The following is a 13,241-nucleotide window of genomic DNA, read 5'->3' on the forward strand; positions in this document are numbered from 1 at the left end:
GCTGGAGTGACCGATCCCACCGCCCTGCCCGACCTGTCCGCCCTCGACGCACCGGAGGTGGGCCCGTCTGCACCGACGGGCGGCATCCCCGGCACCCCCGGGGCGCCGGACCCGGGCGCCCCGTCACCGGGCGAGGTCGACGACCTCGCCCGGCAGGCCGTCGAGGCACCGGACGAGGCCGCGGCCAGCCAGCGGTGGGGTGCGCTCTGGCGCACGATCCTCCCGCTGGAGCGGTGGTACTTCGTCCGCGACGCGTCGGAGGAGATGCGCCCCGCAGCCGTGGACGTCAACGGCCAGCTGGCGATCCCCGTCTTCACGGACGTCGGCCGCGCGACGGAGTTCGCACAGGACGGGCACGGCGGTGCCGAGCGTGTGTTCGCCTCCCCACCGGAGGAGATGCTCGGCGCTGCCGACCAGCTCGAGAGCGCCGGCATCGAGCTGCTCGTCTTCAACCCCGGCCAGGTGCCCTTCGGCGCGCCGCCCGGGATCGTCCGGACCCTCGCCCGCGACTTCGCCGCGGCACTGACGCGAGCACAGCAGCCTCCGCCGGCTCCTGAGACGGAGATCGACCTGCTCGCGGTGAGCGCGCGGGAGCACATGAGCGACGTGCCCACGCAGGCCGCGCTGTGGCAGGCGGTGTTCGCGCTCGAGCACTGGTTCTTCATCCCCCGCGGCGAGGGCGCGCAGATGAAGCCCTACGCCGAGCAGAGCGCCTCCGGGCCGGCGATCATCGCGTTCACCACGCCGCAGCGCGCCAAGGAGTACGCCGACACCCGCAACCTCGGCGACACCGACAAGCTCCTGGGCATCCCGACCGCGTCCGCGATCGGCGCGCTCGAGCAGTTCACGGACGCGGGGATCCAGATCGTCCACTTCGACCCGCAGCACGCGTCCTTCTTCGCACCGGTGGACAAGCTGCGCGCGATGCACGCGCACGCCACCGGTACCGAGGTCTAGCCGGGCCTCCGCCTCGGGTCACTGACCCCCGCCGGGCAGCGCGTCCTCCGGCACGTCGCCGCCGGGCATGCCCCCGCCGGGGATCCCTCCGGCGAAGCCGCCCAGCCCACCGGAGCCCTCGGTGATGGCCGTCGCCGCGACCGACTCGTCGTCTCCTGCCGCCCCGACGACGGTCACGGTGTCGCCGACCTCGAGCGCGGCGACGTCGGACTCGTCGGTCACGGTCACCGTGGTGTCGTCGGTCGTCGTCACGGTGGTAACCGTGCCGTCCTCGGCCGTGACGGTGAGCGTGCCCCCGTCCGTCGCGGTGATCTCACCGGCCGTCATGCCACCGGCGAAGCCTCCCGCCCGGTCTCCCCCGGCGGTCGTGCCGTCGGTGCCGTCGGGGCGCTGCATGCCTGCGGCTCCCGCCGTGCCCGCAGTGTCCGCAGTGCCCCCTGCGACCGTGTCGTCGCCCGCGATGGCGTTGCCGACGAGGAGGCCACCGGCGAACAGCGCAGCACCGGCGACGACCCCGCCGAGGACCGTCGTCAGGCTCGGTCGGCGCCGCGGGGTGAGGGTGAGCGTGCCGTCGCCGGAGAGCGTCGCGGGCTCGGTCGCCAGGACGTCGGGTGCGCTGCGTCCGTCGGTCGCGGGCACGGGCTGGGTGGTGGGGTGCGTCGTGGTGTCGTCCATGGGATGTCCTTGTCGTGGGTGTCGATCGGTGCTGAACAGTGCGGTGAGAGAAGGCCGTGAGGTGGTGACGTGGCTCGCGCTCAGTCGTGGCGCAGGGCGTCGACCGGGCGCATCGTCGCGGCGCGCGCGGCGGGGTAGCCGCCGAACACGACGCCGATGCCGAGCGAGACCGCGAGGGCGAGGACCACGGAGGAACCGACGATGACGGGCTCGACGCCCATGATCGAGACGTGGCTGCCGGCGAACGCCGCGAGGACGCCGAGCACGCCGCCGAGCACGGAGAGGAGCGTCGCCTCGAGGAGGAACTGCCCGAGGATCGCGCCCCGGGTCGCCCCGAGGGCCTTGCGGATGCCGATCTCCCGGGTCCGCTCGGTCACGGTGACGAGCATGATGTTCGTGACGCCGATGCCGCCGACGACGAGCGACAGGCCCGCGACGGCGGCGAGCATCGCGGAGAACGTCTCCGTCGTGGAGTCCTGGGCGGCGAGCAGCTGGCTCTGGTTGCTGATCGTGTACGGCGCGTCGTCCCCGACGGCCACGCCGAGGGCGGCGTCGAGCACGAGGGTCGCCTCGACCTGTGCGGTCTCGACGTCCTCGGCGCTCGTCGCGGTGAGGACGATCGACGAGAGGTCGCCGTACCCGGTGATGGACTGTTCCATCCGGCTGAGCGGCATGAGGACGAGGTCGTTCGTGCTCGTCGTGCCGGCGGAGTCCTTGGCGGCCATGACGCCGTTGACGACGTACGGGGTGCTGCCGATGACGACCGTCTGCCCGACGGGGTCGCCGTCGCCGAAGAGCGTCTCGGCGACCTCGGCCCCGAGGACGACGACGCGCCGGGCCTCGGCCTCGTCGTTGGCCGTGAAGCCGACCCCCTGGGCGACGGCGGACGCGGTGGCGTCGAAGTAGCCGGGTGTGGTCCCGACGAGCTGGGCGGTGAGCGTGGCGGTGCCGAACGTGACGGCGCCGGAGCCGGTCACCTGGGGGACGACCGCGTCGATGTGGTCGGTCCCGTCGGCGCTCGCGAGGGTGTCGGCGACCTCGGTGGTGAGCGCCTGCGACGTGATCGCTCCTGCACCTGCCCCGCCACCCGCTCCTGCGCCGCCCCCGCCTCCGCCTCCGCCTCCGCTCGACGCGCGCACGGTGAGCGTCGTGGTGCCGAGGGAGCCGATCTGCTCGGCGACCGCCTGCGCGGACCCGTTGCCGACGCCCACGAGGAGGATGACCGAGCCGACGCCGATGAGGACCCCGAGCAGCGTCAGGCAGGAGCGCAGCGCGTTCGCAGCCATCCCCCGCAGTGCCGAGCGGACGATCTCGAGAGGGTTCACCGGTGGGCCCCGCGGGTGCGCTCGTCGGAGACGATGACGCCGTCGCGCATGCGGACGGTGCGGTGGGCTTGCGCGGCGACGTCGTCCTCGTGGGTGATGAGGACGATGGTGCGCCCGGACGCGTTGAGCTCGGCGAAGATCTCGAGGACCTCGCGGGTGGCCGTCGAGTCGAGGTTGCCGGTGGGCTCGTCGGCGAGGATGAGGCGCGGGGCGTTGACGAGGGCGCGGGCGACGGCGACGCGCTGCTGCTGGCCGCCCGAGAGCTCGTCCGGGTCGTGGTCGGCCCGGTCGGTCAGGCCGACGCGCGCGAGCGCGACCTCGGACCGTGCCCGGCGCTCCGCGGGCGACACCCCGGCATAGGCCATCGGCAGCTCGACGTTGGCGCGGGCACTCATCCGCGGGATGAGGTTGAACGACTGGAAGACGAAGCCGATCCGACGGTTGCGCACCGCCGAGAGCTGGCGCTCGCTGAGGTGCGACACGTCGATGCCGTCGAGGAGGTACGTTCCCGAGGTGGGCACGTCGAGGCACCCGAGGATGTTCATCATCGTCGACTTGCCGGAGCCGGACGCCCCCATGAGCGCGACGTAGTCCCCGGGCTCGACGACGAGGCTCACGCCGTCGACCGCACGGACCTCGTGGCCGGGCTGACCGTAGGTGCGCCGCACGTCGCGGACGTCGAGGACGGCGGTCATCGTGTGCCGCCCATCTGCGGGACGGTCCCGCCCGGGAAGCCGCCGGAGGGCATGGTGCCGCCGAACCCGCCCGTCTCCAGGGTCGTCTCGGTGGTGCCCACGGCCGTGTCGACCGAGATGACGACCGTGTCGCCCTCGGTGAGGCCGGTGAGGATCTCGGTCGTCGCGTCGCCCTGGACCCCGACGGTGACCGCCTGCACGGACTGGGTGCCGTCCGCTGCGAGGAGCGTGACGGTGCCCGTCACGGTCGGGGCGGCTGCCGGGTCGGCCGTGGTCGCCACGTCGGCGCTCGGCGTCGGGTCGACAGTGACGGCCTGGCTCGGTACAGCGAGGACGTCGACCGCCTCGGCGGTCGTCACCGTGAGGCTCGCGGTCTGCCCGAGGCGGACGCCCGCGGGTGCCGCGTCGAGCGTGATCGTCGCACCGAACGTCACGACCGAGCTCGTCGCGGTGCCGACCGGGTCGATCGCGGTCACTGTCGCCGTGGCGGCGGCACCCTCGACCGCGGGGAACGTCACGTCGGCCCTCTGCCCGACGACGAGCTGCGCCGCGTCCGCCTCGTCGAAGGACGCGGTGACCTGCAGGCTCGTGGTCGAGGAGATCGTCACGAACGCCGAGGACCCGCTCGTCGCCGTGGTCCCCGTGGTGCCCGTGGTGCCCGTCGCCGCACCCGTCTCTGCCGAGGTCGACCCGGTGGACGCGGCCCCGGTGGTCCCGGCGCTCACCGTGTCACCGACGGCGCCGCTCACGGCCGTCACCGTTCCCGCCACCGGTGCGACGAGGGTCGTCAGGGTCGTCGCCGCCTGCGCGTCGGCCAAGGCGGTCTCGGCGGTCGTGAGGTCGCCCTGAGCCTTCGTGAGCGACGCCTTCGCCGTCGAGACCTGCGCACGGGCGCTCGTCACCTGGGAGGCGCTGCCCGACGCGCTCCCACCGCCGGCCGTCCCTGTCGCCGTGCTCGCCCCTGAGGCCTCGGCTGCTTCGGCCGCCTCGGTCTCCGCGAGCGCGGTCTGCGCCTCGGTGAGGTTCTCGTTCGCCGAGGTGACCTGGAGCGAGGCGGTGGTGACCGCGGCGCTCGCTGCGTCGACCTCGGCCTCGGCAGCGGTGACGGCGGACGCGGCGGTCGACGGGTCGAGCGTGCCGAGCACGGTTCCCGCCTCGACGACGGTGCCGACGGCGACGTCCACGGTCGCGAGGGTCCCCGACGTCCCGAAGGACACGTCCGTGACGGCGGCGGACTGGATGGTGCCCTGCGCGGCGATGGTCGTCGTGACGGTGGCCACGCCCGCGGTCGCGGAGCGCACGCTCTGCCCGTCGGCCGGCGTCGCGGCCTCGGCGGGGCGCAGGAACCACCAGGTGCCGCCGGCGGTGAGGACGAGCGCTGCCACGAGGGCGCCGTTGATGAGCATGCGTCTGCGTCGGGTCATGCGGCTACCGTGGCGGGCGTGCCTGGCACGGAGGTAGGACCACCCTGTGCGCACCCTGTGGGCATGGGACGGGCCTGGGGTCGCGGCGCCGCAGCGCCGCCTACGATGAGACGCATGGCTCCTGACGCACCGAACGCACGCGACGACGACTCCACCGACGCTCCGGAGGACGACGCCCCCGAGGGCGTCGCCACGCGCACCAAGGTGCTCTGGGGCATCGGGGCCGCGATCGGCGCCTACTTCATCGTGTCGGGACTCCTGGGCGTCCTCGGCGGCTGAGGCTCCGGCGGAGATCACCCGCCTGTCGCAGCCCAGCCTCTGCCTGCGCCGAGGAACCGTGATGGAATCAGCGCGTGGATGATGCAGAGATCGACGTCGTCGTAGGACCGCTGGACCAGGCCGACGCCGATGCGGTCCACCGGCTGGCCCGCGCCGCGGAGCACGTCGACGGGACGGCGCCGCTCTCCGAGCAGCCGCTGCTGTGGCTCACCGACAGCCACGCGACCGTCGAGCACCTGCTCGTGCGCGCGGCCGACGACCTCGCGGGCTACGCCCAGATCGACCTCGGCTCGCCGGAGGTCGCCTCCACGGAGCTCGTCGTCCACCCGTTCGCGCGGTGCCACGGCGTCGGCACGGCGCTCGCCGCGCACGCCCGGGCTGTCGCGGGCGAGCACGGCCTCGCCCTCCGGCTCTGGGCTCACGGCGACCTTCCGGCGGCCCGGCGCCTCGCCGCAGCGAACGGCTACGTCGTGGTCCGCGAGCTCCTGCGGATGACGCTCGACCTGCGGTCGCGCACCCCGGAACCCGTCACCGTCCCGGCAGGCGTGACGCTGCGCACGTTCCACCCGGGGACGGACGACGAGGCATGGCTCGCGGTCAACGCCCGCGCGTTCGCCGACCACCCCGAGCAGGGCCGCATGACGCTCGCCGACCTCCAGGCCCGCCAGCGGGAGAGCTGGTTCGACGCGGAGTCGTTCGTCCTCGCGGTGCGCGGCGACGAGGTCGTCGGCTTCTGCTGGCTCAAGGTCCTCCCGGACAGCGAGCAGCCCGCGGGCGAGCACGTCGGCGAGGTCTATGCCGTGGGCGTCGACCCCGCGGCGCAGGGCACCGGTCTCGGGACCACGCTCACACGTGCGGGGCTCGAGCGCCTCACGGCGCTCGGTCTCGACACCGCCGAGCTCTACACCGGTCGGGAGAACACGATCGCGGTGCGCACGTACGAGCGCGCCGGCTTCGTCGTGGCGTCCACGGACGTCCAGCTCGGCCCCGACGCGTGACCCTCCTCCGTGGCCGGCGCACCCAAAGTTCACCGAGTGATGTCACGATGACCCTATGAGCGAATCGACCACGACCGCCCACCGCGGCACCGACCCTGCCTCGACGACGACCGACGCCGCGCGGCGCCGCCTCGATCCGGAGCTCGCCGCGCACATCGCCGAGCACATCGGCGAGGAGGACCTGCCGGTCACGACGTCGTTCGAGGACCTTCCGGACCTGCCGTCGGACCGCTTCGGCGACCGCGAGCTCAGCTGGCTCGCGTTCAACGAGCGTGTGCTCGAGCTCAGCGAGGACGCCACGCAGCCGCTGCTCGAGCGCGTGCGCTACCTCGCGATCTTCGCGTCGAACCTCGACGAGTTCTTCATGGTCCGCGTCGCGGGCCTCAAGCGACGCATCGCGACGGGTCTCGCGGTGACGTCGGCGTCGGGCCGGACCCCGCGACAGATGCTCGAGGGGATCAGCAAGCACGCGCACACCCTCATGGAGCGTCACGCGCGGGCGTTCCAGGACGTGGTCCACCCGGCGCTGACGGCCGAGGGCATCACGCTCGTGCGGTGGGAGGAGCTCTCCACCCAGGAGCAGGAACGCCTGCACAAGTTCTTCCGCAAGCAGATCTTCCCCGTGCTCACCCCGCTCGCGGTGGACCCGGCGCACCCGTTCCCGTACATCTCGGGGCTCTCGCTCAACCTGTCCGTCCTCGTGCTCAACCCGGCGACGAACAAGGAGCACTTCGCACGCGTCAAGGTGCCCGGCCTCCTGCCGCGCTTCATCGCGGTCGACGCGAAGGGTCGCCCGAGCGCGCCGAGCAGCCAGGCGATGGACAAGGGGCCCACCTCGTTCGTGCCGCTCGAGGACATCATCAGCCACCACCTCGACCATCTCTTCCCCGGCATGGAGGTGCTCGAGCACCACACCTTCCGTGTGACGAGGAACGAGGACGTCGAGGTCGAGGAGGACGACGCGGAGAACCTCCTCAAGGCGATGGAGAAGGAGCTCCTGCGTCGGCGCTTCGGCCCGCCCGTGCGGCTCGAGCTCGCCGAGGGGATCAGCACGCGGATCCGCCAGCTCCTCGTCCGGGAGCTGGGCGTCGTCGAGGACGAGGTCTACACGCTCCCGGCGCCGCTCGACCTCACGGGCCTCAACCTCATCGCCGACCTCGACCGCTCGGACCTGCACTACCCGCGGTTCGTGCCGACGACCCACCGGTTCCTCGCCGAGGTGGAGAGCGCCAGCCCCACGGACATCTTCGCGGCGATCCGCGAGCGGGACGTCCTCCTCCACCACCCGTACGACTCCTTCTCGACGTCGGTCCAGACGTTCCTCGAGCAGGCGGCTGCCGACCCTGCCGTCCTGGCGATCAAGCAGACGCTCTACCGAACGTCCGGGGACTCCCCCATCGTCGACGCGCTCATCGACGCGGCCGACGCCGGCAAGCAGGTCCTCGCGCTCGTGGAGATCAAGGCGCGCTTCGACGAGCAGAACAACATCTCGTGGGCGCGCAAGCTCGAGCAGGCCGGCGTGCACGTCGTCTACGGGATCGTCGGCCTCAAGACGCACTGCAAGCTCTCGCTCGTGGTGCGCCAAGAGCCGGACGGGCTGCGGCGCTACTGCCACGTCGGGACCGGGAACTACAACCCGAAGACCGCGCGCCTGTACACGGACCTCGGCCTGCTCACCGCCGACTCCGACGTGGGCCAGGACCTCACGCGACTGTTCAACCAGCTGAGCGGCTACGCGCCCCAGTCGCGCTTCCACCGGCTCCTCGTGGCGCCGCGCTCGGTGCGCTCCGGCCTCGTCGAGCGCATCGACCGTGAGGCGGCGGCGGCCCGCGAGGGCAAGCCGTCGTGGATCAAGATCAAGGTCAACTCGATGGTCGACGAGGCTGTCATCGACGCGCTCTACCGGGCGTCGCAGTCCGGCGTGCCGGTCGACCTCGTCATCCGTGGGATCTGCGCGGTCCGTCCGGGCATCCCCGGGCTCAGCGAGACCATCCGCGTCCGGTCGATCCTCGGCCGGTTCCTCGAGCACTCCCGCATCTTCGCGTTCGCGAACGCGTCCGGCCCGGCGATCGGTGAGGGACCCGAGACGGGGCCGGAGGTGTTCATCGGTTCGGCGGACCTCATGCACCGCAACCTCGACCGGCGGGTGGAGACGCTCATCCGGCTGACGGACGAGGCTCAGATCAACGGGCTCGTCGCGCTCATCGACCACTCGATGGACAGCACCACGTCGTCGTGGCACCTCGGCGCGGACGGCACGTGGACCCGGCACCACCTCACGGCCGACGGCGAGCCGCTGAGCGACCACCAGGAAGTCCTCATCTCCCGGCAGCGTCGACGACTGAGCCTCGGACGGTGACGTCGACCCCTCCCGCCGACACGGGTTTTCGCGTGCACGGCACGACCGGGGTGAGCGCCCACCTGGCGAGCGAGCTGCCGGTCATCGAGTCGGCGGGCGCTCTCGTGTGGCGCATGCACAAGGGAGCGCTCGAGGTCCAGCTCATCCACCGCCCGCACTACGACGACTGGTCGTGGCCCAAGGGCAAGCTCGATCCCGGTGAGACGCTGCCGACCGCGGCCGTCCGGGAGGTCGCCGAGGAGACGGGCCGAGCCGTCGTGCTCGGCGTCCCGCTGCCCGGCCTGCAGTACCTCACCCCGGAGGGCCGCGTGAAGCGTGTCCGCTACTGGGCTGCCCGGCGCCTGCCGTCCGACTCGGCTGCGCTCCTCGCTCGTGCCCCCGTGTCGCCGGTGTCCCCCACCGAGATCGACGACATGCGCTGGATGCCCGTGGACAAGGCGGCTGACAAGCTGACCCGCCGGGCCGACCGCATCCCGCTCGACGCCCTCGTCGAGGAGCACTCGAAGGGGCGGCTGCACACGGAAGCGCTCGTCATCGCACGCCATGGCAAGGCGCTCGCCCGCAGCGCGTGGCACGGCGACGAGCAGGGCCGCCCGCTGACCCCGACGGGCCACGCCCAGTCGGTCGCGCTCGTCCCCGTGATCGCGGCCTTCGGTGTCGATGCCATCGTCACCAGCCGGTGGCGCCGCTGTGCCGACACCATCAGCCCGTACGCCCACGCGGCGGAGATCGACTCGTTCACGAGCGACCATCTGACGGAGGCGGAGCACGAACGCTCCCCCGGCCGTGTGGCTGCGGTGGTGCGGGCGCTCCTGGAGTCCGGGACGCCGTCGGTGCTGTGCACCCACCGGCCGGTGCTGCCGACCGTCCTCGACGTCCTCGGCCAGCACTCGCGCCGGCCGGTCGCGAGCGCGCTGCCGACGAAGGACCCGTTCCTCAGCCCGGGCGAGGCCCTCGTGACGCACGTGACGCAGAGCTCGCGCGGCCCGCGGGTCGTCGGCGTGGAGCGGGTGCTGCCGCCTCTGCACTGAGGAGGCCGGGAGCTCCGGCGCGGATGCACCCGCACGGAAACCTCACGGGCGAGGCGTGCAGACCGATCGGGAGAGCAGACCTCACCGGGGCGGCGTCACCTCGCGTGCCGCCGTGCCGGTCGCTCCTCCACGACAGGACCTCCCATGAGCACGCCAGCGCACGCCCCGAAGGACACCCACGCACCGCAGACCGGACGGCGCCGTGTCTCGGACCTCCCGGTGAGCGTGCGTGTCGGCGCGGCGCTGGCGATCCTCGTCCTCGTCACCGCGACGGTCACGACGCTGGGCGCCACCCGGATCAAGGGGCTCGACGACGGGGCCGCGCAGCTGAACCGGACGTCGATCGAACCGCAGACGTACCTCGTCAACATGCAGCGATGGTTCCAGGCGAGCCGCGCACGCGTCCTCGAGTACGGGATGGTCCTGCCGGAGAACCGCGCCTCGATCCTCGAGGACATGTCCGGCTTCGACGCGGACGCTCTCGACAACATCGCCGGCTACGCGCCGTACGTCCTCGACGACGCGGCCTACGCAGACCTGCAGGATGCGTACGCGCGCTACCAGGCGGCGTTCGTCGAGATCGAGCCCGTCGTCGAGGAGGGTTCGACGGCGTACCACGACGCGTACGTCGAGACGGTCCGCCCGCTGACGTCGGAGGTCTCCGACGCGCTCCAGGCCCTCATCGACTCGGTGAGCGCGAGCGCCGCGGCGTCCATCACGTCGACCCACGAGGACGCACGCAGCTCGACGGTGACGATGATCGTCACCGGTGCGCTCGGGATCCTCCTGGCCGGTGCCGCGGTCGTCCTCGTCCTGCGCCGTCTCGTGCACGACCTCGGCCGCGTGCAAGGGACGATCGAGGCCCTCGGTGACGGGGACCTCACACGGGCGTCCGGTCTCGAGTCCCGCGACGAGCTCGGTCGGATGGCCGAGGCGCTGCGGACGGCGCAGGGCAAGCTGCGCACCCTCGTCGCCGGCGTCGTCACGACGGCGAACACCGTCGCCGCCGCCGCCGAGGAGCTGTCGGCAGCGAACACCCAGGTCGCCGGCGGGTCGGACGCGACGAGCACGCAGGCGGGCGTCGTCGCGTCGGCGGCCGAGCAGGTCAGCCGCAACGTCCAGACCGTCGCCGCCGGCGCGGAGGAGATGGGTGCCTCGATCCGGGAGATCGCGGAGAACGCGAACCAGGCGGCACGGGTCGCGAGCCAGGCCACCGGCGTCGCCGAGGCGACGAACGCGACGATCGCCCAGCTGGGGACGTCGTCGGCGGAGATCGGCACCGTGGTCAAGGCGATCACGTCGATCGCGGAGCAGACGAACCTGCTCGCGCTCAACGCGACGATCGAGGCGGCGCGCGCGGGCGAGGCGGGCAAGGGCTTCGCGGTCGTGGCCGGCGAGGTCAAGGAGCTGGCCCGGGAGACAGCCGGCGCCACGGACGACATCGCTCGCCGGGTGGAGGCCATCCAGGCGGACACGGCCGGTGCCGTCGTCGCGATCGAGGAGATCGCGGCGATCATCGCGAGCATCAACGACTACCAGATGACGATCGCGAGCGCCGTCGAGGAGCAGACCGCGACGACGAACGAGATGTCACGGTCGGTGAGCGAGGCCGCGACGGGATCGGCCGAGATCGCCTCGAACATCGTCGGGGTGGCGGACTCCGCGGCGAGCACGTCGACGGTCCTGTCCCAGGTCGGGGTCTCCATCGCGGAGCTCGCGCAGCTGTCCACGGACCTGCGCGACCGGGTGCAGGTCTTCACCTACTGAGTTCGCGCCTGAGGCTGCGCACCGCACCCGTGCGGGCCTACGCTCGTGCTCATGGCCCGATACTTCGACGTCCACCCGCAGAACCCGCAGGCACGTGTCATCGCCCAGGTGACCCAGATGCTGCGTGACGACGCGCTCGTGGCGTACCCGACCGACTCGTCCTACGCGTTCGGCTGCTCGCTCGACAGCCATACGGGTGCCGACCGGATCCGTGCGATCCGGCGCCTCGACGACAAGCACCACTTCACGCTGGTGTGCGCCGACTTCGCGCAGCTCGGGCAGTTCGTCCAGCTGGACAACTCGGCGTTCCGAGCCATCAAGGCCGCGACGCCCGGCGCGTACACCTTCATCCTGCCTGCGACGAAGGAGGTGCCGCGGCGCTTCGCGCACGCGAAGAAGAAGACGGTGGGCGTGCGGATCCCGGACCACCCGGTCGCGCTCGCCCTCGTGCGTGAGCTCGGCGGCCCCCTGCTCTCGAGCACCCTCGTGCACCCCGGCGCCGAGTCGCCGCTGACGGACGGCTGGCAGATCAAGGAAGAGCTCGACCACGTCCTCGACGCGATCGTGGACGGCGGCGACTGCGGCACGGAGCCGACGACGGTCGTCGACTGGTCGAGCGGCGCCCCGGAGGTCGTGCGGCGCGGGCTCGGCGACCCGGACCGCTTCGAGTAGCGCGGCGACCCGTCGGCACCGGTCGGCCAGCGGTCGGTCAGCGGCTGCTCAGCCGAGGATCGGGTGGAGGATGAAGAACATCAGCGCGGCGACGGCGGCGGCCGCCGGGATGGTGAGCACCCAGGCGATGCCGATGCTCTTCGCGACGCCCCAGCGCACGGCGGAGAGCCGCTTGGTCGCGCCGACGCCCATGATCGCGGACGTGATCGTGTGCGTCGTGGACACCGGTGCGTGGAGGACGAACGCGTTGACGTAGAGGACGACCGCCGCGACGGACTCCGCCACGAACCCGCGGGCGGGGTCGAGCTCGATGATCTTGCGACCGAGGGTGCGCATGATGCGCCAGCCGCCGGAGTACGTCCCGAGGGAGATCGCCGCGGCGGCGGACAGCTTGACCCAGAGGGGGATGCCCTCGTCGCGGTCGGCCCAGCCGACGGTGAGCAGCGCCATGAAGATGACACCCATCGTCTTCTGGGCGTCCTGGAGGCCGTGCCCGAGGGCCATCGCGGCGGCGGAGGCCGTCTGTGCGATCCGGAACCGTCGGGTGGTCTTGCTCGGTGAGGCGCTGCGGAAGATCCACAGGACGCCGACCATGACCGCGAAGGCGAGGCCGAAGCCGACGAGCGGCGAGACGATCATCGGCAGCACGACCTTGTCGACGATCGCCGAGCCGTAGACACCGAGACCGGCAGCCAGCCCGGCGCCGACGAGCCCGCCGATGAGCGCGTGGGTCGACGACGAGGGCAGGCCGAACCACCAGGTGATGAGGTTCCAGGTGATGGCTCCGACGAGCGCGCAGACCACGACGACGAGCGCCTGGTGCGACGGGGCGCCGTCGAGGTTGACGATCGAGGTGGCGATCGTCTCGGCCACCTCGGTCCCGAGCAGCGCCCCGGTGAAGTTCATGACCGCGGCCATGATGAGGGCGGCCCGGGGCGTCAGCGCGCGCGTCGAGACCGAGGTCGCGATCGCGTTGGCTGCGTCGTGGAAACCGTTCGTGTAGTCAAAGCTCAGTGCGAGCGCGACGACGAGAATGACGAGCGCGAGTTCCACTGCGGG

The 13,241-nt window shown here is 72.3% G+C and carries 12 protein-coding genes; 7 read left to right on the forward strand and 5 right to left on the reverse strand.

Going from position 1 to position 13,241, the window contains the following annotated elements; translation table 11 throughout:
- The first annotated feature begins 6 nt into the window (after nucleotides 1-6).
- Entirely contained in the window at nucleotides 7-957 is a 951-nt protein-coding gene (locus ABKW26_RS05200) for a hypothetical protein (protein WP_348591484.1), read from the forward strand.
- A gap of 18 nt (nucleotides 958-975) precedes the next feature.
- Here ABKW26_RS05200 and ABKW26_RS05205 read toward each other — a convergent pair whose 3' ends face one another.
- The 4 genes from ABKW26_RS05205 to ABKW26_RS05220 form a co-directional block, all read right to left on the reverse strand.
- A complete protein-coding gene (locus ABKW26_RS05205; RefSeq protein ID WP_348591486.1) occupies nucleotides 976-1,632 on the reverse strand; it encodes a hypothetical protein in 657 nt (218 codons plus the stop codon).
- Between the two features lie 80 nt (nucleotides 1,633-1,712).
- The gene (locus tag ABKW26_RS05210; protein ID WP_348591488.1) at nucleotides 1,713-2,957 is read right to left on the reverse strand and encodes an ABC transporter permease; all 1,245 of its coding nucleotides are present in this window, start codon (nucleotides 2,955-2,957) and stop codon (nucleotides 1,713-1,715) included.
- Nucleotides 2,954-3,652, reverse strand: a complete 699-nt coding sequence (locus ABKW26_RS05215; protein WP_348591490.1) for an ABC transporter ATP-binding protein — start codon at nucleotides 3,650-3,652, stop codon at nucleotides 2,954-2,956. Before ABKW26_RS05215 ends, ABKW26_RS05210 begins: the two co-directional genes overlap by 4 nt.
- Nucleotides 3,649-5,076, reverse strand: a complete 1,428-nt coding sequence (locus ABKW26_RS05220) for an HlyD family efflux transporter periplasmic adaptor subunit (protein WP_348591492.1) — start codon at nucleotides 5,074-5,076, stop codon at nucleotides 3,649-3,651. The genes ABKW26_RS05215 and ABKW26_RS05220 overlap by 4 nt, the downstream gene beginning before the upstream one ends.
- A gap of 114 nt (nucleotides 5,077-5,190) precedes the next feature.
- Here ABKW26_RS05220 and ABKW26_RS05225 point away from each other — a divergent pair, with 114 nt between their 5' ends.
- The 6 genes from ABKW26_RS05225 to ABKW26_RS05250 all read left to right on the forward strand — a co-directional run bounded on the left by ABKW26_RS05225 (nucleotide 5,191) and on the right by ABKW26_RS05250 (nucleotide 12,182).
- Nucleotides 5,191-5,355 carry a hypothetical protein gene (locus ABKW26_RS05225; protein WP_348591494.1) on the forward strand — a complete coding sequence of 55 codons (165 nt, stop codon included), beginning with the start codon at nucleotides 5,191-5,193 and terminating at the stop codon, nucleotides 5,353-5,355.
- 74 nt (nucleotides 5,356-5,429) lie between these two features.
- A complete protein-coding gene (gene mshD / locus ABKW26_RS05230) occupies nucleotides 5,430-6,353 on the forward strand; it encodes a mycothiol synthase (RefSeq protein ID WP_348591496.1) in 924 nt (307 codons plus the stop codon).
- Between the two features lie 55 nt (nucleotides 6,354-6,408).
- Nucleotides 6,409-8,712 (forward strand): RNA degradosome polyphosphate kinase, encoded by a 2,304-nt coding sequence (locus ABKW26_RS05235; protein WP_348591497.1) that lies wholly within the window; start codon nucleotides 6,409-6,411, stop codon nucleotides 8,710-8,712.
- Nucleotides 8,709-9,743, forward strand: a complete 1,035-nt coding sequence (locus ABKW26_RS05240) for an NUDIX hydrolase (protein ID WP_348591499.1) — start codon at nucleotides 8,709-8,711, stop codon at nucleotides 9,741-9,743. The genes ABKW26_RS05235 and ABKW26_RS05240 overlap by 4 nt, the downstream gene beginning before the upstream one ends.
- A gap of 144 nt (nucleotides 9,744-9,887) precedes the next feature.
- Nucleotides 9,888-11,510 (forward strand): methyl-accepting chemotaxis protein, encoded by a 1,623-nt coding sequence (locus ABKW26_RS05245; RefSeq protein ID WP_348591501.1) that lies wholly within the window; start codon nucleotides 9,888-9,890, stop codon nucleotides 11,508-11,510.
- Nucleotides 11,511-11,561: 51 nt separating this feature from the next.
- Nucleotides 11,562-12,182 (forward strand): L-threonylcarbamoyladenylate synthase, encoded by a 621-nt coding sequence (locus tag ABKW26_RS05250; protein ID WP_348591503.1) that lies wholly within the window; start codon nucleotides 11,562-11,564, stop codon nucleotides 12,180-12,182.
- A gap of 48 nt (nucleotides 12,183-12,230) precedes the next feature.
- Here the strand turns inward: ABKW26_RS05250 and ABKW26_RS05255 are convergent, their stop codons facing one another.
- On the reverse strand, nucleotides 12,231-13,235 hold the full coding sequence (locus ABKW26_RS05255; protein ID WP_348591505.1) for an inorganic phosphate transporter: 1,005 nt from the start codon (nucleotides 13,233-13,235) through the stop codon (nucleotides 12,231-12,233).
- Between the last annotated feature and the right edge of the window lie 6 nt (nucleotides 13,236-13,241).

The organism is Sanguibacter sp. 25GB23B1 (assembly GCF_040012415.1).
In the GTDB taxonomy this organism is placed as follows: domain Bacteria; phylum Actinomycetota; class Actinomycetes; order Actinomycetales; family Cellulomonadaceae; genus Sanguibacter.

Excerpts from the sequence above, each read along its gene's own strand:
- ABKW26_RS05205 (WP_348591486.1), bottom strand. The coding sequence starts at position 1,632 with ATGGACGACACCACGACGCACCCCACCACCCAGCCCGTGCCCGCGACC.
- ABKW26_RS05215 (WP_348591490.1), bottom strand. The coding sequence starts at position 3,652 with ATGACCGCCGTCCTCGACGTCCGCGACGTGCGGCGCACCTACGGTCAG.
- ABKW26_RS05220 (WP_348591492.1), bottom strand. The coding sequence starts at position 5,076 with ATGACCCGACGCAGACGCATGCTCATCAACGGCGCCCTCGTGGCAGCG.
- ABKW26_RS05225 (WP_348591494.1), top strand. The coding sequence starts at position 5,191 with ATGGCTCCTGACGCACCGAACGCACGCGACGACGACTCCACCGACGCT.
- ABKW26_RS05235 (WP_348591497.1), top strand. The coding sequence starts at position 6,409 with ATGAGCGAATCGACCACGACCGCCCACCGCGGCACCGACCCTGCCTCG.
- ABKW26_RS05245 (WP_348591501.1), top strand. The coding sequence starts at position 9,888 with ATGAGCACGCCAGCGCACGCCCCGAAGGACACCCACGCACCGCAGACC.
- ABKW26_RS05250 (WP_348591503.1), top strand. The coding sequence starts at position 11,562 with ATGGCCCGATACTTCGACGTCCACCCGCAGAACCCGCAGGCACGTGTC.